At 36.0% G+C, this 22,532-nt stretch carries 19 protein-coding genes; 14 read left to right on the top strand and 5 right to left on the bottom strand.

What is annotated here, in order from left to right; translation table 11 throughout:
* Positions 1 to 59: 59 nt before the first annotated feature.
* The 3 genes from HH304_RS14410 (at position 60) to HH304_RS14400 (ending at position 5,582) form a co-directional block, all read left to right on the top strand.
* Positions 60 to 2,756, top strand: coding sequence for a TonB-dependent receptor (locus tag HH304_RS14410; RefSeq protein WP_169682864.1), 2,697 nt, complete (start codon positions 60 to 62; stop codon positions 2,754 to 2,756).
* 81 nt (positions 2,757 to 2,837) lie between these two features.
* The gene (locus HH304_RS14405) at positions 2,838 to 4,058 is read left to right on the top strand and encodes an alkaline phosphatase family protein (protein ID WP_169682863.1); all 1,221 of its coding nucleotides are present in this window, start codon (positions 2,838 to 2,840) and stop codon (positions 4,056 to 4,058) included.
* A gap of 36 nt (positions 4,059 to 4,094) precedes the next feature.
* Positions 4,095 to 5,582 carry an MltF family protein gene (locus HH304_RS14400; protein WP_169682861.1) on the top strand — a complete coding sequence of 496 codons (1,488 nt, stop codon included), beginning with the start codon at positions 4,095 to 4,097 and terminating at the stop codon, positions 5,580 to 5,582.
* Here HH304_RS14400 and kynU read toward each other — a convergent pair.
* Positions 5,579 to 6,859 (bottom strand): kynureninase, encoded by a 1,281-nt coding sequence (gene kynU / locus HH304_RS14395; protein ID WP_169682859.1) that lies wholly within the window; start codon positions 6,857 to 6,859, stop codon positions 5,579 to 5,581. The genes HH304_RS14400 and kynU overlap by 4 nt on opposite strands.
* 170 nt (positions 6,860 to 7,029) lie before the next feature.
* On the opposite strand from kynU, the gene HH304_RS14390 reads away from it, so the two are divergent.
* A complete protein-coding gene (locus HH304_RS14390) occupies positions 7,030 to 7,872 on the top strand; it encodes a 1,4-dihydroxy-2-naphthoyl-CoA synthase (RefSeq protein WP_169682857.1) in 843 nt (280 codons plus the stop codon).
* Positions 7,873 to 7,945: 73 nt separating this feature from the next.
* Positions 7,946 to 8,941, top strand: coding sequence for a dipeptidase (locus HH304_RS14385; RefSeq protein ID WP_169682855.1), 996 nt, complete (start codon positions 7,946 to 7,948; stop codon positions 8,939 to 8,941).
* A 7-nt stretch (positions 8,942 to 8,948) separates the two neighbouring features.
* Here the strand turns inward: HH304_RS14385 and rlmN are convergent, their stop codons facing one another.
* Positions 8,949 to 10,010, bottom strand: coding sequence for a 23S rRNA (adenine(2503)-C(2))-methyltransferase RlmN (gene rlmN, locus HH304_RS14380; RefSeq protein ID WP_169682852.1), 1,062 nt, complete (start codon positions 10,008 to 10,010; stop codon positions 8,949 to 8,951).
* Between the two features lie 120 nt (positions 10,011 to 10,130).
* Here rlmN and HH304_RS14375 point away from each other — a divergent pair, with 120 nt between their 5' ends.
* The 8 genes from HH304_RS14375 to HH304_RS14340 all read left to right on the top strand — a co-directional run bounded on the left by HH304_RS14375 (position 10,131) and on the right by HH304_RS14340 (position 18,272).
* Positions 10,131 to 10,730, top strand: a complete 600-nt coding sequence (locus HH304_RS14375; RefSeq protein ID WP_169682850.1) for a DUF2179 domain-containing protein — start codon at positions 10,131 to 10,133, stop codon at positions 10,728 to 10,730.
* A gap of 98 nt (positions 10,731 to 10,828) precedes the next feature.
* Positions 10,829 to 11,254: a hypothetical protein gene (locus HH304_RS14370; RefSeq protein WP_169682849.1), complete on the top strand. Its 426-nt coding sequence runs from the start codon at positions 10,829 to 10,831 to the stop codon at positions 11,252 to 11,254.
* A 25-nt stretch (positions 11,255 to 11,279) separates the two neighbouring features.
* Positions 11,280 to 11,780 (top strand): hypothetical protein, encoded by a 501-nt coding sequence (locus tag HH304_RS14365; RefSeq protein ID WP_169682847.1) that lies wholly within the window; start codon positions 11,280 to 11,282, stop codon positions 11,778 to 11,780.
* Positions 11,781 to 12,052: 272 nt separating this feature from the next.
* Positions 12,053 to 14,668 carry an ATP-dependent chaperone ClpB gene (gene clpB, locus HH304_RS14360; protein WP_169682845.1) on the top strand — a complete coding sequence of 872 codons (2,616 nt, stop codon included), beginning with the start codon at positions 12,053 to 12,055 and terminating at the stop codon, positions 14,666 to 14,668.
* Between the two features lie 85 nt (positions 14,669 to 14,753).
* Positions 14,754 to 15,386 carry a trimeric intracellular cation channel family protein gene (locus tag HH304_RS14355; RefSeq protein WP_271711633.1) on the top strand — a complete coding sequence of 211 codons (633 nt, stop codon included), beginning with the start codon at positions 14,754 to 14,756 and terminating at the stop codon, positions 15,384 to 15,386.
* A complete protein-coding gene (locus HH304_RS14350) occupies positions 15,370 to 15,744 on the top strand; it encodes a DUF1801 domain-containing protein (RefSeq protein ID WP_169682843.1) in 375 nt (124 codons plus the stop codon). Before HH304_RS14355 ends, HH304_RS14350 begins: the two co-directional genes overlap by 17 nt.
* A 129-nt stretch (positions 15,745 to 15,873) precedes the next feature.
* Positions 15,874 to 16,254, top strand: a complete 381-nt coding sequence (locus HH304_RS14345; RefSeq protein ID WP_169682841.1) for a BlaI/MecI/CopY family transcriptional regulator — start codon at positions 15,874 to 15,876, stop codon at positions 16,252 to 16,254.
* A gap of 140 nt (positions 16,255 to 16,394) precedes the next feature.
* Positions 16,395 to 18,272: a M56 family metallopeptidase gene (locus HH304_RS14340; protein WP_169682839.1), complete on the top strand. Its 1,878-nt coding sequence runs from the start codon at positions 16,395 to 16,397 to the stop codon at positions 18,270 to 18,272.
* Between the two features lie 72 nt (positions 18,273 to 18,344).
* On the opposite strand, the gene HH304_RS14335 is transcribed toward HH304_RS14340, so the two are convergent.
* The 3 genes from HH304_RS14335 to HH304_RS14325 form a co-directional block, all read right to left on the bottom strand.
* Positions 18,345 to 18,950, bottom strand: a complete 606-nt coding sequence (locus HH304_RS14335) for a superoxide dismutase (RefSeq protein WP_169682837.1) — start codon at positions 18,948 to 18,950, stop codon at positions 18,345 to 18,347.
* Positions 18,951 to 19,117: 167 nt separating this feature from the next.
* The gene (locus tag HH304_RS14330; protein ID WP_169682835.1) at positions 19,118 to 19,567 is read right to left on the bottom strand and encodes a nucleoside deaminase; all 450 of its coding nucleotides are present in this window, start codon (positions 19,565 to 19,567) and stop codon (positions 19,118 to 19,120) included.
* Between the two features lie 2 nt (positions 19,568 to 19,569).
* Positions 19,570 to 20,148, bottom strand: a complete 579-nt coding sequence (locus HH304_RS14325) for a hypothetical protein (RefSeq protein WP_169682833.1) — start codon at positions 20,146 to 20,148, stop codon at positions 19,570 to 19,572.
* 174 nt (positions 20,149 to 20,322) lie between these two features.
* Here HH304_RS14325 and aspS point away from each other — a divergent pair, with 174 nt between their 5' ends.
* Positions 20,323 to 22,080, top strand: a complete 1,758-nt coding sequence (gene aspS / locus HH304_RS14320) for an aspartate--tRNA ligase (RefSeq protein ID WP_169682831.1) — start codon at positions 20,323 to 20,325, stop codon at positions 22,078 to 22,080.
* Positions 22,081 to 22,532 lie beyond the last annotated feature (452 nt).

The following is a 22,532-nucleotide window of genomic DNA, read 5'->3' as shown; positions in this document are numbered from 1 at the left end:
GATTCTGTCGAAAGGTTACCTTTGTCGCCGAAATATTTAAACCAAACTATAAACTTGTTATGATTAAACGTTTACTCGTTTTAGCACTCGTGTTTGTCTCGATCACAGCATTTGGACAAACCGGAACAGTCACCGGAAAGCTGGTTGACAGTGAGACTGGTGAAGGCTTGTTAGGAGCTAATGTTGTTATCGAAGGAACAACAATTGGTGCAATTGTCGATTTAAATGGGGCATTCACCATTAGTGGAGCTCCTTCTGGAAATCAGACTCTTGATATATCTTATATTGGATATGAAACAAGAAAAGTAGAAGTGAATGTTCCTAATGGAGGTACTGTAAATACAGGGACTTTGAAATTAAATTCTGCTGCTGTAGGATTAAGTGAAGTACAGGTTATTGCTTCGGTGGCAATTGATAGAAAAACCCCGGTAGCAGTATCTACGATTAAATCAAAAGAGATTCAAGAGAAGGTTGGAAATCAAGAGTTTCCGGAAATGCTAAGAAACACACCATCAATTTATGTTACCAAGCAGGGTGGTGGATTTGGTGATTCAAGAATTAATGTTCGTGGTTTTGATCAGCGGAATGTAGCTGTAATGATAAATGGTATTCCTGTTAATGATATGGAGAATGGGGCTGTTTATTGGTCCAATTGGGCTGGGTTAGCAGATGTAACTTCATCTATGCAGGTACAAAGAGGACTAGGAGCTTCAAAATTAGCAGTTCCATCCGTTGGTGGGTCAATCAATATAATTACAAATGCAGCTGAGATGGATAAAGGAGGTAGTGTTTCAGCTTCTTTTGGTAATGATGGATATCAGAAATACGGATTAATGTATTCAACTGGTTTGATGGACAATGGTCTTGCCTTAACAGTACAAGGTACTCATACTAGAGGAAATGGATATGTAGATGGAACAATGTTTAGAGGGTATTCCTATTTTTTATCATTAGCCAAAGTATTTAATGATCAACATTCAATTCATTTTACAGCTTTCGGTGCACCACAGAGACATAATCAAAGACAAGATGCTCAATCATATACTACATTCGAGCAATATGGGATAAAGTATAATGCAAACTGGGGATATTTAGATGGAGAAGAGTTTGCTATGGAGGATAATTTTTATCACAAACCACAAATATCATTGAACCATTACTGGAATATTAATAATGATACTGAATTATCGACATCAGTATATGCCTCATTTGGTCGTGGGGGAGGTTCTGGAGACAGAGGAAGTATTAATAGAACTAGATATAGAGCTTTACCTAAAACTCAAGATGGTTTATTGAGATTTGACGACATAAAAGCCTGGAATTCTGGACAAACTGTTGCAGATTTTGGTGCTGACAATACAACATGGTTAGGGCCTAATGAAGATCCAAATTATGATGGACAATTTGCTGGTGAATATGTATTAGGTTGGAGTGGCCCTGGTCAAGGTATAGTTAAAAGAGCTTCAATGAATGAACATAACTGGTTTGGAGTTATTTCAAACTTATCTAAGAAAATAAATGATAATTGGAGTTTTGTAGGTGGGGTTGATTTTAGGTATTACAAAGGGCTTCACTATACTAGAGTACAGGATCTTCTTGGTTTAGCAGCGTTATATGATGATAATGATGTTAATAATGTTAATCATTATGTTACTGAGGAAGGAAGAGATGATAATAATATTATTGCCTACAATAATGATGGATTGGTTAATTGGTTAGGGCTTTATACTCAAATAGAATATACCAATGATAAGGTTTCAGCTTTCGTTTCCCTCTCTGGGTCGAATCAAGGTTTTAAACGAATTGATTATTTCAATTACCTGGATAGTGATCCGGAGCAAGAAACTGATTGGCAAAATTTCTTAGGTGGGACTATTAAAGCTGGAGTTAATTACTTGATTAATGATCATCACAATGTTTATGTGAATGGAGGATACTTTAGTAGACAGCCAATATTTGATAATGTCTTCGTCAATTTTGTGAATGATATTAATGAAGATGCAGAGAATCAAACAGTAAATGCAATAGAAGTTGGTTACGGATATAGAAGCGGTATTCTTGCGGCAAACTTAAATCTTTACAGAACTTCTTGGGGTAATAGACAATTTACTTTATCAAGAATTGATGCTGATAACAATGGTGATAATAATGATAGAGCTATTTTTGATGATGTTGCTCAATTACACCAAGGTATTGAATTTGATTTTGTTTTAACTCCTATGAAAGGACTGTCAATAAATGGAATGGCATCATTTGGCGACTGGGTTTACTCTAATGATTTTAATGCCTCCCAAGTCTTTAATGACAACAATGAACTTTTAGATAATGATGTGGTTCTATATACAGATGGTGTAAAGGTTGCTGATGCAGCTCAAGTTACTTTTTCTTTGGGCGCAAATTATGAAGTGATTAGAGGAGGTAAAATATATGTTAATTACTTCCATGCAGATAATGTATATGCACAATTTGATCTGGATAATTTCCAAACTCCAGGAAATCAAGTTTGGGAACTACCTTCATACGGGTTGATGGATGCTGGTTTTTCATATAATTTTAATATTAATAAGCTAGATTTTACTTGGACATTGAATGTTAACAATTTACTTGACGAGGAATATATTTCTGAGGCATTTACTAACGAATTAACTGATGATCCTAATAGTATAATACCTGGGACAGACAATGCCGATGTTTCAAATGAAGTGTTTTTCGGTTGGGGACGTTCTTGGAATACTGGTATAAAAATGAGATTTTAATTGTTTAGAAAATAAATAAGTGAAAAGGCTGTCAATATTGACAGCCTTTTTTATTTTTATAGGGCTAACATTTAATCATTTATGCGCTTAATATTTTTATTGCTGCTTATTCCGGGGGGAATATTTGCGCAATTAGATACTGTCACCATTCTTATATCTTATGATGGCTTTCGACATGACTATGTCGAAAAATTTGACATGAAGAATTTTAAGGACTTTCTTTCTGAAGGAGTAGCCGCAGATGGATTGATCCCCTCATTTCCATCTAAAACTTTTGCCAACCACTATTCAATAGTAACCGGGCTGGAACCAGGACATCATGGTTTACCTGCCAATTCATTTTATAATCGCGAACTAAAAAAAATATATGTTATCAGAGACCGTGAAGCGGTACAAGATGGACGGTTTTATCATGGGCTTCCAATATGGTGTTACGCTCAACAAAACGGGTTGAAAACAGCTTCTTACTTTTGGGTTGGAACCGAAGCTTCAATAAATGGTTGTAAGCCTGATTATGTAGTTCCTTATAATGCAAAGATTTCTAATAGGTCTCGTATCGATGGAATGATCGAATGGCTTAATCTGCCTAAGGAGGAAAGACCATCACTAATACTTGGATACTTTAGTACTTTCGATGACTTAGGTCATAAATTCGGACCAAACTCAAACGAAGTAAAGGAAGCTGCAAAGATAATTGATGATGAATTGGGTTACTTCCTGAGCGAGATCAAGAAAAGTGAAGTCCCCGTTAACTTAATTCTTGTTTCTGATCATGGGATGGAAGATATGGCAGGGTATGAGCCCATATTCCTGGACAATGATAATAGAGCATTAAGATCTAAGTATCTTATGTTTAATGCCGGACCTTTTGTATATGTTTATTTCAGAAATAAGAATACTGAGTTTCTTAAAGCTGTTGAAGACTTTAAAAAAGTATTGGGGAACTCTGTAAATTATAATTCTCCGGAGAGATTTAAGTCTTTTTCAGGAGTAAAACAGCCCTGGACTCCCGATTTGATACTTTCTGCACCAAAAGGAAAAATTATTTTAGGGGAAGAGCATCGCGAAAAACATGAGTCTGGAATTAAAGAAGGTGGAAATCATGGTTTTTCTCCTGAAATGAGGTCAATGCATGGTATTTTTTATGCAAATGGGCCTTCTTTCAAACATGGTGCTAAAATTAATTCATTTCAAAATATTCATATTTATTCTTTGTTAGTTAATATTTTATCCCTGAAACAATATGATTTTATCGATGGAAATGACTTTCTTCTCGAAAAAGTTTTAAACCAAGAGCAATAAATTACGTACTTTACCCTATCACCAACCAATAATGTTTTGGGAAAGTATGTACTATTTTTACCAGTATTATTTTTATTTATCACCTTTAGCTCTTGTCGACAGTCGGGAATAGAGCAGAAGGATGTAGCTAAAGATAGCGCCAATACTATTCAGGTAGTCAACCTTGACCTTCCAACTATTAAAAGACGAGGAGTCCTTAGAGCTGTTGTAGATAATAGTTCGACTGGATACTTTATTTATAGAGGAAAGCCTATGGGTTACGAGTATGAACTTCTTCAAAGACTAGCTGATGACCTTGATATTCATCTTGAAATAAAGATTTCTCCAAGTATTGAAGAAGCGTTTAAAATGCTTAATTCAGGAAAGGTGGATATCATAGCATATAACCTTTCTATTACAAAGGAAAGAAAGAAGTATGCCACCTTTACGGAATATCACTCTATAGAGCGTCAAGTATTAGTTCAGAGAAAACCTGATAACTGGCGCAAACTAAAATGGCATCAGACTGAAAATATCCTGGTCAGAGACCCTTTAGATCTGATTGGTAAGGAAGTTTATGTCAGGAATAGTAGTGCCTATTTATCGAGATTGCAAAACCTGTCTGAGGAACTGGGCGATGATATCTTTATTGTTGAAGCTGATAAAGATATGACTACTGAAGATCTAATCAGGAAAGTTGCCGAAGGAGAAATAGATTATACTGTAGCCGATGAAAACATGGCAAAGGTTAATGCTACTTATTACCCTGATATAGATGTTGAAACTGCAGTTAGTTTTCCTCAAAGAATTTCATGGGCTGTTAGAAAAAATGCCGATTCATTAGAGTCTTCAATAAATCAATGGGTTCGAAAGATGCGTAAGACAAATGACTATCATGTTATTTACCGTAAGTATTTCGAAAACCCTAAGTATAATCGTAAATGGGTTAAAAGTGATTATGCTTCATTTTCTAGTGAGAAATTATCTCCTTTTGATCAATCATTTAAAGAAAATGCTGTTAAGATGGGATGGGATTGGTTGCTCTTAGCTTCTGTGGCATATCAGGAATCCAGGTTTGACCCCAATGTAACTTCATGGGCTGGGGCTCATGGTTTGTTTCAGCTTTTACCTGAGACGGCTAAGGAATATGGGGTAACAAATACTTTTGATCCGGAACAAAATATTAAAGCCGGCGCCTCACATCTAAAATGGCTCGATGAATATTGGGCTGAAAGAGTTTCTGATAGTACCGAAAGGAAAAAGTTTGTCTTAGCTTCCTATAATATTGGTCAGGGGCATATTCTTGATGCCAGAAGGTTGGCTAGAAAGTATGGAGCAGATCCTCAAAAGTGGGAAGATAATGTCGAGAAATACTTATTGTTAAAGTCTCAGCAAGATTATTATCAGGATAAAGTAGTGAAATATGGCTACTGCCGCGGAACTGAGACAGTAGCCTATGTTCGTGAAATCATGAAATTATACGAACAGTATCAGTTAATCTATAATGATTCAAGTAAGCTGCAAAGAGTAGCCCGTCTTGATTAGAACTCTTTAAAGACGTCTTCCATTAATTTTACAAGTCTGTAAACATCTTCAAAAGAATTATACATTGGAGTTGGTGCGAGCCTGATTACATTGGGCTCACGCCAGTCTGCAATTAGTCCTCCTTCTTGTAGCCTCTTAAATAATGCTTTACCACCTTTATGCACAAATAAAGATAACTGACAGCCTCTTTCTTCAGGGTTAGAAGAAGTGATGATTTCCACTATCTTTTCATCCGTTGAAGAATTAAGTCCATTAAGCATAAATTCAAGAAACCCAGTTAGCTTAATACTTTTCTCTCTGAGGTTTTCGATACCTGCCTCTTCAAATAGACTCAATGCAGCCTGATGAGCAGCAAGTGCCAAAACATTCTGGTTTGCTAATTGCCAACCGTCAGCGCCATACATAGGTTTAAAACCTTTAAGCATTTTGAACCGCTCGTCCTGATCATGCCCCCACCAACCGGCAAATCTCGGTAAGTCGTTATCGTTAGCATATTTTTCATGAACATATAATCCTGAAACATTTCCGGGACCACTGTTGATGTATTTATATGAGCACCAGGTAGCACAGTCAACTCCCCAGTCATGTAGTTGCATAGGGATGTTTCCTGCAGCATGGGCAAGGTCAAATCCAACTTTAGCTCCTGCTTTATGTCCTGCTTCTGATATAGACTTCATGTCAAATACCTGACCGGTATAATATTGGATTCCCGGAAACAGTACCAAAGCTATATTGTCGGCATTATCTTCTATCGCTTTTATTATATCCTCATGATGGATCAAATATTCACCTTCACGGGGATTAACCTCAATGACATGATCTGCAGGGTTTAATCCATGGAATTTAACCTGACTTTCGACTGCATACATATCTGAAGGAAAGGCTCCTCCTTCCATAATAATCTTTGTTCTGTTACCTTCAGGCTTATAAAATGAAACCATCATCAAATGAAGATTCGTAGTCAGATTATTCATGGCTACGATTTCATGTTCTTTGGCACCGAGAATTTTGCTCAATGCTGGTTTTGAACGGGCGTGACTTTCATACCAAGGGGTTTCGCCGTCAAAATGACCTTCAACTCCCATCTCTCGCCATTGTTTCATTTCATGCTCAAGGTACTCAGCTGTTCTTTTTGGTTGGAGTCCAAGGCTGTTTCCGCAAAAATAAATGGAGGGTTTTCCATTGACTTTTGGAATGTGGTATTCATCTCTGAATCGTGAAAGACTATCTTCACGATCCATTTTCTGAGCGAATTCCAGACTAGATTCGTAATTCATTTTTTGAGTTTTATGTTGCGCAGCTAAATTAATGATTTCTCTTTAACTGATGCAGTAAGAATATAAAATTCAGCTTTTGGAATATAGTTTCTGAAATATTTATCTGATTTTCACCTACAAAAAGTATTTTTACAATACTAAATCGATTTGATAATAGAAAATATATTCAAATGAGTAAGATTAACTGGAAAACCGTAAAGGAATACGAAGATATAACTTATAAAAAATGTGGTGGCGTAGCACGTATCGCATTTAACCGTCCTGAAGTAAGAAATGCATTCCGTCCTAAGACAGTAGGTGAATTATTTGAAGCTTTTCTTGATGCAAGAGAAGATCCTTCCATTGGAGTTGTTCTGCTTTCTGGAGAAGGTCCATCACCAAAAGATGGTGGCTGGGCATTTTGTAGTGGGGGCGATCAAAATGCACGTGGTCATCAGGGCTATGTCGATGATGATGGTGTTCCTCGATTGAATATTCTTGAAGTTCAGCGTTTGATGCGCTTTATGCCTAAGGTTGTTATCGCTGTTGTTCCGGGTTGGGCAGTTGGAGGCGGTCATAGTCTTCATGTAACTTGTGATTTGACGTTAGCAAGTAAAGAACATGCTATATTCAAGCAAACAGATGCAGATGTAACTTCTTTTGATGGTGGTTATGGTTCTGCTTATCTCGCTAAAATGGTTGGACAGAAGCGTGCTCGTGAAATTTTCTTTTTAGGTAGAAATTATTCTGCTCAAGATGCATATGAAATGGGTATGGTTAACGCTGTGATTCCTCATGATGAACTTGAAGACACAGCTTATGAATGGGCTCAGGAAATTCTGGCTAAATCTCCTACTTCAATTAAAATGTTGAAGTTTGCATTTAACCTGACCGATGATGGTATGGTTGGGCAGCAAGTATTTGCTGGAGAAGCTACCAGACTTGCATATATGACTGACGAAGCAAAAGAGGGGCGTAACGCATTTCTTGAAAAAAGAAAACCTGACTTTAAGGATATTAAGTGGATATCTTAAAACCTACATAAATAAAATTCAAAGCAGTCGAAATTTCGACTGCTTTTTTTATTTTTAGGAAAACCTTATTGATATGCAAAAATTACCTGTAGTCGATTTCCATTGTGATCTGTTAAGTTACCTTTCTAATGTTCAGAATCTACCGGCTTTATCCTATGATGCCCTTGAGCAAACTGATGATATTGGGTGTTCATTACCAGCACTTGAGTCAGGAAAGGTTAAGGTTCAGACTTGTGCAATTTTTACTGCACCTGGGGAGAATAGTGTAATCAATGCATTTAGGCAGGCTAAAATTCTTTTCGAACTTTATCAGCGTGATTTTCCTTTCAAAAAATGGAAAGGAAAAATGAGAAAAAAGAACATTACTCTTATTCCGGCAATTGAAGGAGCATCCGGGCTATGTCTTGAGGAAGGTGATGCTGAAGTGCAGACAGAAATGAATTTGCTTGCAATGAGTAGTTGGATTGGTAAGCCGTTGTATGTTTCGATGACTCATCATGGCGAAAACAGGTTTGGAGGAGGTAATAAAGCTCAAGAGGTAGGGCTCAAAGAAGATGGTGAAATTTTGCTAGATCTACTTGATAAGCATGGAATAGCAGTAGATCTTTCACATACAAGTTATAAACTTGCTGATGATATAATTGAATACAAGGAAAAGAAAGGCTTAAAGTTGAAAGTTATAGCCTCGCATTCAAATTTCAGGGAGGTATATGAACATGACAGGAATTTAACCGATGAGCATGCCAAGTATGTAATTCACAATGATGGAATAATCGGTATTACCTACCTGCGCGATTACATGAATCAGGAAGAACCGGATTATTATCTGGAGCATATCGAACATGGAATCAAGCTTGGTGGTGAAAACCATATTGTGCAGGGTGCAGATTACTTTTACTGGGTTGATTATGAACCTGAAAGACACCCGATGTTTTTTCCGGAGCAGGTAGATTCATCCAAGTTCCCTAAGATTTCAAAGAAAATAGCCACACAATTCGGCGCTAGCTTTGCTGAAAGGTATAGCTACAAAACTGGTTTGAAATACTTATTGGATAATTATAAGGGGTAAGGAACTGTTAAGCAGTTTCCTTATGCCCTTTATTTGCAAGTTGTCCGCAAGCAGCATCAATATCTTTACCTCTGCTTCGTCTTACATTGACAACAACTCCTTTATTCTCAAGGTAGGCAGCAAATTTTTCTAATTTGTCTTCTGCTGTGTTTACAAAATCAGCCTGGTCAATTGGATTGTATTCAATGATGTTAACCTTGGAAGGAACATGCTTTGTGAATTGATATAATTCTTCAGCATCTTGAATACCATCATTGAAATTATTGAAAACAATATATTCGTAAGTGACCTGCATTTTGGTCTTTTCGTAATAATACTTCAATGAGTCAGCAAGAGCCTCTAGTGTATTAGATTCATTAATAGGCATGATTTTATCCCGCTTTTCATCATTTGCAGCATGAAGTGAAAGAGCAAGGTTGAACTTAGCGTCATCATCAGCCAATTTTTTGATCATTTTTGAAATGCCGGCTGTTGAAACAGTGATTCTTTTCGAAGCCATGTTTAATCCGTCTTCACCCGTAATAAGTTCAGCAGATTTAAAAACGTGGCTATAATTTAAAAGTGGTTCCCCCATGCCCATATAAACAATATTTGTTAATGGGCGTCCATATAATTCTTCAGCTAATTCTTTTATTAAAACTACCTGATCATAAATTTCGGCAGCTTCTATGTTTCTCTTTCTATCAAGAAAGCCAGTAGCACAAAAAGCACATGTTAAAGAACAGCCCACTTGTGAGGAAATACAAGCTGTAATTCTTTTAGATGTAGGTATTAGAACTCCTTCAACCAAATGTCCATCATGGAGTTTAAATCCCAGCTTAATTGTGCCGTCACTACTTTTTTGTTGGTCAGCAATAGTAACAGCATTTATTACAAAATTCTCTTTTAACCATTCACGAAGTTCTTTAGAGAGATTGGTCATATCATCAAAAGAACGGGCAGATTTTTTCCATAGCCATTCCTGAACCTGCTTGGCTCTGAATGCTTTTTCACCATTCTCTATAAAAATTTGCTTTAACTCTTCAGGTTTTAAACTCCTGATATTCTTTTTCTTCACTATTGCTGCCATGATGCAAATGTACGTAGAATTGCTGATAGAGTTTTAAAAAATTGTTTTTATACTAAAGGAAATAAGGGAAATTTGATTAAATCAAAAATAATTGATATCTAGAATTGAAACTTTTATCTTATGGATTTTGCTACTGTATTTGGACTCAGTCAGGAATTATTTGAGTATGTAGTTTTACCGTTAATTATCTTTCTTGCTAGAATAATTGATGTACCCCTGAATACATTGAGAGTGATTTACATGTTGCAAGGGAAACGTGCCTTGTCAACAGCTCTTGGGTTTCTTGAGGCCCTGATCTGGTTGATTGCAATTGGTCAGATTATGCAGCACCTTTCAAATCCAATTTCATATATCGCCTATGCAGGAGGGTTTGCTACCGGGATTTATATTGGGATGGCTATTGAAGAAAAGCTGGCGATTGGTAATGCAGTTGTTAGAATTATTACACAAAGAAATGCTTCAAAATTATTGAAGGCTCTCAAAACTGAAGGGTATAAATTCACAGAAGTAGAGGCGCATGGAAGCAAAGGAGAAGTGAGTGTTATTTTCGTTATAGCGAGTAGAAAACAATTGCACGATTTGGAAGTCCTTATAAGAGAGAACAATCCAAAAGCCTTTATGACAATTGAGGGAGTTAAAAGTGTGAAGGAAATTGATGATATGCTTGAGACACCCATACCAAGGTCATTTATGAAAAGCCCATTTTTAAAGAATAAATAGAGCTTTATCTAATTTTTATAAAACATAATTTTTTTTGGTTACCAAATCAAAGGTACATAGATATATGATATAGGGATTTTTTTTTAACTGGAGAAACAATGAAGAAATACGCTAAAATAGGGTTAGGTTTTTTGTTATTTATTCTTTTTGCTACCTTCATGCGTCATGTAAATACAAAGGATACTGAAGAAAAGTTTGCGTCACCTCAAATTGGAGATTATTATGTATTTGAAAATTTAATGAGAAATGAAGGTCAAACAGGCAGCAACTTTTATAAAATCAAAGATATAGATGAGGAATACATTTATTTTTATAAGCCTATAATATATTGGCCTTTACATCCCAACCTTGATAGAGATATGTATTCTAAAGCTAAAGGGTTTGATGAGAATGAAGAAATGTTCTCTAAAAACGTAATAAGAGTTTCTCATGAAAATATTATAAGGTTTAGGAAAAACAATTCTTTTTCTGCCTCAACAAATAATCCTTCTGGGATAAGATTATTGCAGGTATATAGAGATTAATTCCTGATTTTTTTAACTGTATTAAATGAAGTCTTTTAAGAATATTATTTTTCAAATAGCTTTTCTAATTCTGTTTTTCATAACTGGCTGTATGAATGATGGTCCTGTTAAAATACCATTAGAGAATATAGATGAAGGGCAGAGATCATATGGTTCTCATATTGTTCAAGATATTTTGTATTCGTTTAAATCTGATGAAGGACCAGATTACCTTTTGGATAAAAAATATATCACACCAAAGATTTATCAGGGAATAAGAAATAGTTATGCATTCAATGAATCTTATCTTCTGATTCAATCACTATTAGGTGATATTAAATCATATAGACTTTTTGGTGCTGAACAAACACACGTTGTGCGCTCTTTACGATATAAGTTGACAGTAGAAAATGAAGGGTTTAAATTTGTTGAATTAAAAATCGACTTGAATTTAAATGATGATTTGGCCGGCTACTATCTTTATGTTACTACTGAAGATGGTCAGATTAAACATGAAAATCTTTTACCAAGAATCGTGTTGAGATGATTTAGAATGATAAAGATAATTCTTGCTAATATTTATTGATAAACATCATATTAATGCTTAGCAATAGCTTTTTTCTGTACAATTATTTATTTCAAACCTGTCATTAAGGCATTGAATTCTCTAAAAAAGAACTGTAATAAGCCATTTTGTCTTTAAATAATGCTATTCAAACTTAAAAACCTGACGTTTTTTCTTCATTTAATATAAAAATATCAATTGGTAGAGTTCTTGTTCAACCCTCATAGCTAAAAGGAACAAGAAATTATACTAATATGACATTTGACAATTATACATTAAAGTCTCAGGAGGCCATTCAAAAGGCTACTGAAATAGCAATGGCTAATGATCAGCAAGCTGTTGAAACTGGTCATTTGCTAAAGGGGATTATATCGACCGACGAGAATGTGTTTTCGTATCTGGCTAAAAAGCTGAATGTAAATACTCCGGTACTTAATGGTGAATTAGATGACTTAATTCGTTCTTATCCAAAAGTAACTGGAGGTAAACCATATTTATCTAATGATGCACATCAGACTCTTTCTGAAGCTAACAAATCGCTAAAGACCTTTGGAGATGAGTTTGTAGCAGTAGAACATATTATTCTTGGTTTATTAAAGGGTAAGGATAAGACTGCCGGACTATTAAAAAATCATGGGTTTAATGAGGCTGATGCTGTTAAAGCGATTAAAGAGCTGAGAGGTGGGTCAAAAGTAACTGATCAAAATGCTGAAAATAAGTACCAGGCTCTTTCAAGGTATTCTATAAATCTAAATGAGCTGGCAAGACAAGGAAAGATTGACCCTGTAATTGGTAGAGATGAAGAGATAAGAAGGGTTTTGCAGATTCTTTCTCGTAGAACTAAGAACAATCCGATTTTACTCGGTGAGCCTGGTGTAGGTAAAACGGCCATTGTTGAAGGTATGGCTCAGCGTATTGTTGATGGTGATGTACCTGAAAACTTGAAATCAAAAACTTTAATATCGCTTGATATGGGGCTTTTGGTTGCTGGAGCCAAATATAAAGGTGAGTTTGAGGAGCGTTTGAAGTCAGTAATCAAAGAAGTGAAAGATTCTGATGGAGAGATTATCTTATTTATTGATGAAATTCATACTCTTATCGGTGCCGGAGGTGGTGGTGAAGGAGCCATGGATGCTGCTAACTTATTAAAACCGGCCCTGGCCAGAGGTGAGCTGCATGCAATTGGAGCAACAACTTTAAAAGAATATCAGAAGTATATTGAAAAGGATAAAGCTCTGGAAAGAAGGTTTCAGTCTGTAATTGTTGACGAACCAAGTGAAGAAGATGCAATTTCAATACTTCGAGGTATCAAAGATAAATATGAACTTCATCACGGAGTTAGAATAAAAGATGATGCCGTGATTGCAGCTGTTGAGCTTTCAAGTAGATATATTTCAGATCGTTTTCTTCCTGATAAGGCTATTGACCTGATGGATGAAGCAGCATCTAAATTGAGAATCGAAATTGATTCTCTTCCTGAGGAACTTGATGAACTTAACAGGAAAATTATGCAGCTTGAGATTGAGCGTGAAGCGATCAGGCGTGAAAAAGATAAGGAAAAAGAATCTATCTTAAATAAGGATATTGCTGAGCTAAGTGAACAACGAGACAGTCTTAAGGCTAAATGGGAAAATGAAAAAAGTGTTATCCAGGGTATCCAGCATACTAAAGAAGAAATAGACAAACTGAAACTTGAAGCTGAAAAAGCTGAGCGTTCAGGTGAGTATGAAAAGGTAGCGGAAATTAGATACGGTAAGCTTGTTGAAACTCAGAATAAACTTGATGAATTACAAAAACAAGTTGCCGATATGCAGGGTGAAGAAAGTCTGCTAAAGGAAGAAGTAGATTCTGAAGATATTGCTGAAGTAGTTGCTAGATGGACAGGTATTCCGGTAAGTAAAATGCTCGAAAGTGAAAGAGAGAAATTGCTTCATCTTGAAGAAGAATTAGGTAAGCGTGTAGCCGGTCAGCAAGAGGCAATACAGGCACTTTCGGATGCTGTTAGAAGAAGTCGTGCAGGATTACAAGACCCTAAAAGGCCAATTGGTAGTTTCATTTTTATGGGTACAACCGGTGTTGGTAAGACTGAACTTGCAAAAGCATTGGCTGATTATCTGTTCAATGATGAAAATGCCATGGTAAGGATCGATATGTCAGAATATCAAGAGCGTCATGCAGTAAGTAGGCTGGTTGGAGCGCCTCCGGGTTATGTAGGTTATGATGAAGGTGGCCAGCTGACAGAAGCAGTAAGAAGAAAGCCGTACAGTGTTGTTTTATTGGATGAGATTGAGAAAGCGCATCCTGATGTATTCAACATTCTACTTCAGGTGCTAGATGATGGACGATTAACTGATAATAAGGGTCGTATTGCAAACTTCAAGAATACGATAATTATCATGACAACTAATATTGGTTCAAATATCATTCAAAGTAATTTTGAGATGATGGATGAATTTAATCATGATGAAGTCATTGATAAAACCAAAAATGAAGTTTTCGAATTAATGAAGAAGTCTGTCAGACCAGAATTCTTAAATAGAATCGATGAGCTGATAATGTTCAGACCTCTTTCCAGGGAAGATATCAGAAAGATTGTTGGGATTCAGTTTAACCTAATAAAAGACAGGCTGGCTCATAATGGCATCAAGCTTGAAGCAACAGATGCGGCACTTGATTATCTGGGTCGAACAGGATACGATCCAACATTTGGTGCGCGTCCATTGAAAAGAATAATTCAGAGAGAAGTACTTAATGAATTATCTAAGGAAATACTCGCTGGCAATATTCATAAAGATTCCGTGGTAGGAATTGATGTGGAAGGAGATCACATTGTATTTAAGAATCTCGATCATGTCAAAATAGAAGATTAATATATTCAGTTTTAAATAATGTTACCGCTGCCATTTGGCAGCGGTTTTTTTTTGTTACTTTGGTGGTGGAATTAATATAATCTCGATGATGCTTACTTTTCCTGAATTTATAGATTACGCAGGGACGTTTGTATTTGCAATTAGTGGAATCCGACTTGCAGCCGCTGCAAAAGTTGACCTTTTTGGATCTTTTGTTATTGGTATTGTTACAGCTGTAGGAGGAGGAACAATCCGTGATTTGTTATTAAATGCAACTCCTTTCTGGATGCAAGATCCGAAGTTTTTTATTACAATATTTATAGCTCTGATATTTGTTGTGATTTTCAGAAACAGGTTAGTAAGGCTTGAAAATACATTCTTTATTTTCGATACCATCGGTTTAGGAATGTTTACTCTCGTAGGAATAGAAAAAACAATTTTATATGGGCACCCTTATTGGGTTGCTATGTTTTTGGGTATGATAACCGGAATAGCAGGAGGTATTACCAGAGACATATTAATAAATGAAATTCCATTGATTTTCAGAAAAGAGATTTATGCTGGTGCTTGTATTATTGGAGGAGCTTTGTTTGCATTGTTTGATTATTTTCCTCTGACAAGAAACTGGGCAGATGTAGCCTGTGTTGCTAGCGTGATTATTGTGAGAACCATTGCAATTAAGTATCAGTTAGGCCTACCAATAATTCAACCTGATAGCGATTATGAAGGCGATTCCTAATCAACCGGATGCCAGGGTCACTGATTACCTTTCCCAAAACCTTAATGATACTGTTTACCAATTGTCAGAACAGATAAGACAATGGTTAATAGAAACACCGGGTGTCTCAGAAGCTATAAAGTATAAAGTGCCTTTCTATGACTATCTCGGTCCATTGATTTATTTTAATCCAAAAAGAGATCACTTGATCATCGGTTTCACTAAAGGGATTTACATGGAAGATCCTTTTAACATGCTTGTAGGAGACCAAAAAAACATCAGACACTACATAGTTAATGAAGGAATTGATATTTTTGAACACCTACCATTTTATTTTGATGAAGCAATTAGAATTAATAAACTTTTGAAAAAGAGGTGATTACTATTAGCCATTCATCAATAACCTTTGCCATTTAACACTTTTTTACGAATTATTTCGTAGATAATTTTTAACTACGAATAAAATCGTATATAATTGTATTACGAAAATAATCGTAGTAGCAAAATTATGAGTGTTTCAAAGCCCACCGAATCTGAATTAGATGTTTTACGTGTTCTATGGGAACGAGGACCATCCACTGTGCGTGAAGTACATGATGAACTTTCCAAAGAAAAAGATACCGGGTACACAACTACTTTAAAAATCATGCAACTAATGTATGAAAAAGAATATCTTTCTAGAGAGAAACACGGTAAAACACATATATATACAGCTGAAATAGACCGCAAACAAACGAGTGACCGATTAATTGACCGTTTGCTCGAAACGACCTTTCAAGGATCGGCTTCAAAATTGGTAATGCATTTGTTAGGAAATAAACATACTAATAAATCAGAACTTGAAAAGATTAAGAAATATTTAGATGAACTAGAAGATTCTCAAAACTGAATTCCATGATAATGCCCGACATTTATAATCGAATTATTGAATCATTAGGATGGACCTTGGTTCATGCTTTTTGGCAATTTTTATTGGTAGGGGTCTTGTTTTTAATGATTAAGCCCTTTGTCAAAAACAAACCGAATGTAATGTATTGGTTATCATTTGGTGCATTGATAGGTGGTTTTACATGGAGTGTTCAAACGTTCTGGGTTCATTGGAATAAGCTTGAATCAGCAAGAGCGTTCACTTTTACAATGCTTAATGAGCAGGTAGAGCAGATTTTAACAGTTCAGGATTCGGGTATTGTAGGATTGTTGGATAAAATCTCTTTATTAATCAAGCCTTATATACCCGAGTTGGTGTTTGTTTGGATGATAGGGACAATTCTTTTAGGATTAAAACTACTAGGGTCATATGCTTATTTACGCATGTTAAGGAGTAAAGCAACTGAAATTGTAGATTCTCATTGGAATGAACTTCTTGAAAAGTTAAAGGTTTCCTTAAATATCGATAAAGATATTAAAATATTAAAATCAGCAGCGGTTTACGGTCCGATGGTAATGGGGCATTTTAAGCCTGTTATTTTGATCCCCGTTGGGTTGGTTACAGGTTTGCCTGTCAATCAGATTGAAGCTATACTTGCTCATGAGTTGGCACATATAAAGAGAAGTGATTACCTGATTAATTTTATTCAATCAACCATAGAAATATTATTCTTTTACCACCCGATGGTTTGGTATTTGAGCGATGTGCTTCGTCACGAAAGAGAGATTTGTTGTGATACTGTCGCTCTCAATTATCAGCCATCTTCAATACAGTACGCTAAATTATTAACCAAATTAGAAGAATATGCTTTAAATAGTCACAGTCCTGCAATGCAGTTAGGTGGGCAGTCGAAACACAGTTTGCTACTTCGTATTCAACGAATTGTTCAACCTAAAATGCAAAAGAAGACGATGAAAGATAAAGTATTACCCTTGATAATCCTTATTGTTGCAGTTGTAGCAATGAGCTTTATGGATGTTGGAAAAAAGAAATTTTTCCAGTCAAGCCAGAATGAAGTGCCTACTAACAGTGAAAATCAGAAGGTGAAAGTACCAGAACCACCTCACGAGGCAGAGGCCCAGCCAATGATTTATGAATTGCAGCCAGAGCCAGAGGAATTGCTCGAAAATGTTCGTGAAGAGTTACCTAAAGCCCCAGTTCCTGTTCTTGATGAATTAGCTCCGGAAGAGACCCCAAAACCAATCAATGTAACTAACTCAAATGGTTTTGAATACCGCGTGTTTCCGGGAAGCTCAAAATATAGAGTGATCAATTTGGATACTGTCCCTGAAAAAAACAATGGCATCAAATATGTATTTAATAATTCTGATGATGTAATTGTAATAGAGAGTGCTAATCTTGCTGAGAAGGTTCAAAATTCTGTTCAAACTGCAATGGAAAGTATTCAGGCTATCGATTTTAAAGAAATCATGGAGAGTGTAAATATTGAAAGTCTCCAAATTGAAGAAAGTTTGAATAGTGCTTTGGAGGCTCTGGAAAGGGAAGATTTTAGATTTAATTATAAATATAAAAGTGATACTACTTTAAGTCCTGAAGAAAAGAGAAGAATTGAACGAGAGGTAGAGAGAGCTAAGAGAGATATGGAAAGAGCTAAGGCCGAGATCGAAAGAGAGGTAGAAAGGGCAAGAAGGGAATTCGATGAGGTCAAAATTCAAGAGGAGGTAAAAAGAGAATTGGAACGTGCAAACCTTGAATTAGAAAGAGAGATGGCTAAACTAAAGGTTGATATGGCCAGATTTGAAAAGGAAATGGAGCTTAGGGATGAAATGCTTAAGTCAGAATTGCTTAAAGATGGGTATATTTCTTCCAAGGACGAACAAATAGTAATTCAGAAAGAAAAGAATAATGAAATAAAAGTCAATGGTAAAAAGGTTAAGCCTGAACATCACAAAAAATATAAGAAAATCATGGACAAAATGACAGATACAGATTTTGATTTTGATGTAGATATTGACTAAATAAAAATGCTATGAATTGAAAAAGGTCGGGAACTCCCGACCTTTTTCTTTGCTCACCTGTTTAAAATAATATTATTTATTAGCAGCGTATAGTTCTGCCACTTTATCCCAGTTGATTACATTAAAGAATGCTGAAATGTAATCCGGACGTTTGTTCTGATATTTTAAGTAGTATGCGTGCTCCCAAACATCAAGCCCTAAAATTGGGAATCCACCACAACCAACACCTGGCATCAATGGATTGTCCTGGTTAGGAGAAGAACAAACTTCTACTTTACCACCTGGGTGTACACAAAGCCAAGCCCATCCTGAACCAAATCTTGTTGCAGCTGCATTTGAAAACTCTTCTTTAAATTTATCAAAAGAACCATAAGCAGCATTGATAGCATCAGCTAATTCACCTGAAGGCTCACCACCACCATTTGGACTCATGATTTCCCAAAATAAAGAGTGGTTGTAAAATCCACCACCATTATTTCTTACAGCACCATTATCTACATTGTTTTTAAGTAGATCTTCAATGCTTTTTCCAGCCATGTCAGTTCCTGCAATGGCTGCGTTTAATTTATCAGTGTATCCCGCATGGTGCTTTGAATGGTGTATTTCCATTGTTTGAGCATCAATGTGTGGTTCTAATGCGTCATATGCATACGGTAACTTTGGTAATTCAAAAGACATATTAATAGATTTATTTTTGGTTAAACAAATAATGTGTTTATATATAATAACTATTTATTTAATGTAATGTTACATTGATTTGAAGTCAAGTTCAATGCATTAGTTGCGTGACAACCATTATTTATAAAATTAACCGATTTTTATAAATCAATCTTGTTTCGGAAGGCCTATTTTCTCAGATCTTTAAAAAAATCCTGGATTAATGATTTGCATTCATTTTCCAATATTCCGGATTTCACTTCTGTTTTAGGGTGCAAAGGAGAAGGAGATAATCTTCTAAATCCTCTTTGCGGGTCATGAGCGCCATAAATGATTTCACTTATCTGTGCCCATGCAAGCGCACCGGCACACATAGAGCAAGGCTCAAGTGTTACATATAATTTACAATCTACAAGGTATTTTCCACCTAGATAATCAGCAGCAGAGGTTATGGCAATCATTTCTGCATGTGCGGTTACATCATTAAGTAACTCCGTCTGATTATAGGCTCTGGCAATAATTCTGTTTTCGCAAACGACAACTGCTCCAACTGGAATTTCCCCATTTTCATATCCAATCTGTGCCTGTTTCAAGGCTTCTTTCATGAAATGTTCATCAGAATGCACACTCAAGCCCATTATTACTTTTGCTTTGGAGTTTTTAATCGGATACTTTCCATACTTATCTCTATTATTTCTTTCCAGTCTTGCTTTGCACCAAGAGGAGAAGTAAAACTCATTATCCAGACTTTGCCATCGTGAATGAGATATTGTATGTAATTGTACTTTCTTACTGTTGGACGTGGTATCATTGAATTTTCTGCAGGATAAATAACGGTTTCCATTTCCAAAACAGCTACTCTTTTGCCATCAATTTCAATGATTTCTTCTCTTAGAATATTAATTTCATCAAATAGATCGTAAATGGTGGCCTTATAAAAGCCAAAAAGTAATTCAAGATCTTCTTCAGGCCAAGGTGTTTCAGCCTTATTAATAATAAATTCAGATTGCTTATCAGGACTAATGTATGAGAATTCAGCCGGGTTTGCTGATCTGTACTTTGAATAAAGTTCCTCATCTGTCATTTTCGTGAATCCTTCAGGAATCTTAACTTCAAAGTTACTGCTTACTGTCGCCTTTTCAAGACTTAGACCTTCCTGTGCAAAACTAATTGTTGCTGGCAGGGTGATTAATAGTATAGCTAAAAATAGTTTATTCATTCTCGTAAAAGTTAGTCTCGCATTTAACGAAATTTTGTGGAATTTCTTGTATTAAGCAAAAATACTATGCAAATCTATGATTTATTTTAATTGTTTCAGCCTGATTTTGAAAAGCATTAAAGATTTTGTCGAATCCTTTTATAAATTTGTAGCCAATTTAAAATATAAGTACAAATGTTACGAACACATACTTGCGGCGAATTGCGCATTGATAATACCGGACAACGTGTTGAACTTTCAGGATGGGTACAAAGAATTCGTGATAAAGGAGGAATGATCTGGATAGACCTTCGAGATCGTTATGGAATTACCCAGCTTATCTTTCAGGAAGGTGAAACTAACACAGAGGTAATTAGTAAGGTTCGCGAAATGGGAAGAGAATTTGTTATTAAAGCAAAAGGCGAAGTAAAAGAACGTTTTTCTAAAAATGACAAGATCCCAACAGGTGATGTAGAAGTGTTTGTAGATGAGATTGAAATTTTAAATTCTTCAAAAGTCCCTCCTTTTACTATCGAAGACGATACTGATGGAGGAGAAGAATTAAGAATGAAATACAGATACCTTGATCTAAGAAGAAATATTGTTCGTAATAATCTTGTGTTGAGACATAAGCTGGCTCAGGCAGTAAGAAGATATCTGGACTCACAAGAATTCATTGAGGTTGAAACCCCGGTTTTGATAAAATCTACTCCTGAAGGAGCTAGAGACTTTGTTGTGCCTTCAAGGATGAATCCCGGAGAGTTTTATGCCCTTCCACAGTCGCCTCAAACTTTTAAGCAGTTGTTGATGGTGTCAGGGTATGATAGATACTTTCAGATTGTTAAGTGTTTCAGAGACGAAGACCTTAGAGCTGACAGACAGCCAGAATTCACACAGATAGACTGCGAAATGGCTTTTGTTGAGCAGGAGGATATTCTAAATACTTTCGAGGGAATGACTAAATTCCTTTTTAAAGAGGTTAAAGGAATAGAAGTTGAAGACTTTAAAAGAATGCCATATTCTGAAGCCATGAAATTTTATGGTTCTGACAAACCGGATATCAGGTTTGACATGAAATTTATTGAATTAAATGATGTTGCTCAGAATAAAGGCTTCAAAGTTTTTGATGATGCTGAACTAGTAGTTGGAATCGTCGCTATTGGTTGTGGTGATTATTCAAGAAAGCAGGTCGATGAGTTGACCAAATGGGTTCAAAGACCGCAAATTGGTGCTAAAGGATTAGTCTATGTTAAGTATAATGAAGATGGAACATTTAAATCTTCAGTAGATAAATTCTTTGACCACGATGCACTTCAAGCATGGGCTGAAAAAATGGGAGCTGAAAAAGGTGACTTGATGTTGGTTCTTTCAGGAGATACAGATGTGGTAAGAAAACAGCTTTGTGAATTAAGGCTTGAGATGGGTAAGCGTTTAGGCTTAAGAGATAATTCAGTTTTCGCCCCATTATGGGTAGTTGATTTTCCTTTGTTAGAGTGGGATGAAGAATCAGGAAGGTATCATGCCATGCACCATCCGTTTACATCGCCTAAACCTGAGGATATATCAAAGCTTGATACTGACCCTGGGGCTGTCAGAGCAAATGCCTATGACCTTGTAATAAATGGTGTTGAGATTGGAGGTGGGTCAATTCGTATCCATGATCAGGTAACCCAGTCTTTAATGTTTGATCATTTAGGATTTACAAAAGAGGAAGCTAAGAAGCAGTTTGGATTCCTAATGGAGGCATTTGAATATGGTGCACCACCACATGGAGGGATTGCTTTTGGATTTGACAGGCTTTGTGCATTGTTTGGAGGCGCAGAATCTATCCGTGATTTTATTGCGTTCCCTAAAAATAATTCTGGAAGAGATGTTATGATTGATAGTCCTGCAACAATTGACCAATCACAACTTGAAGAATTAAATTTAAAAATTGAGAAGCAAGAAGAATAAATTCTTCAAATATAATATTGAAACCGGCCTCGGGAAGGGCCGGTTTTTTTATTTTCATGGAAGTTGAGAAAATATACCGTTGAGGAATAGGTAGTTAAAACGGTTGCGTAACTTTTTCTTTTTGGGTGTGTTGCATTTACGAAAAATGTGTTTACCTTTGCAATCCCTTTCGGAAACAGACGGTGAAAGAAAGCTAGAAATTGAGGTAATGAGAAGGAGTTTATTGGGTTGGGGACCGGGTGTAAGAGCTTGGTTTAGCGCTTGAAAAAGAAAAGAAAAAATAAACTTCAAAAAAGTTGTGCGGAATTAAAAAATATGTTTCAATTTTGCACTCCCAAAACGGGGAAGGATGCTAAGAAAGATTAGTGTTCACAAGTTTGGAAACAGCGAGAAGCGTTGTGGAAGAAACAAAGTTCTTTGAATAGATGTAGGCAAGATAGCAAACCGCTTAA

This window comes from Marinigracilibium pacificum (assembly GCF_012926615.1).
In the GTDB taxonomy this organism is placed as follows: Bacteria; Bacteroidota; Bacteroidia; order Cytophagales; family Cyclobacteriaceae; genus Mangrovivirga; species Mangrovivirga pacifica.
Note: the sequence above shows the minus strand (reverse complement) of the source record. Positions and strands in the feature narration are given on the sequence as shown.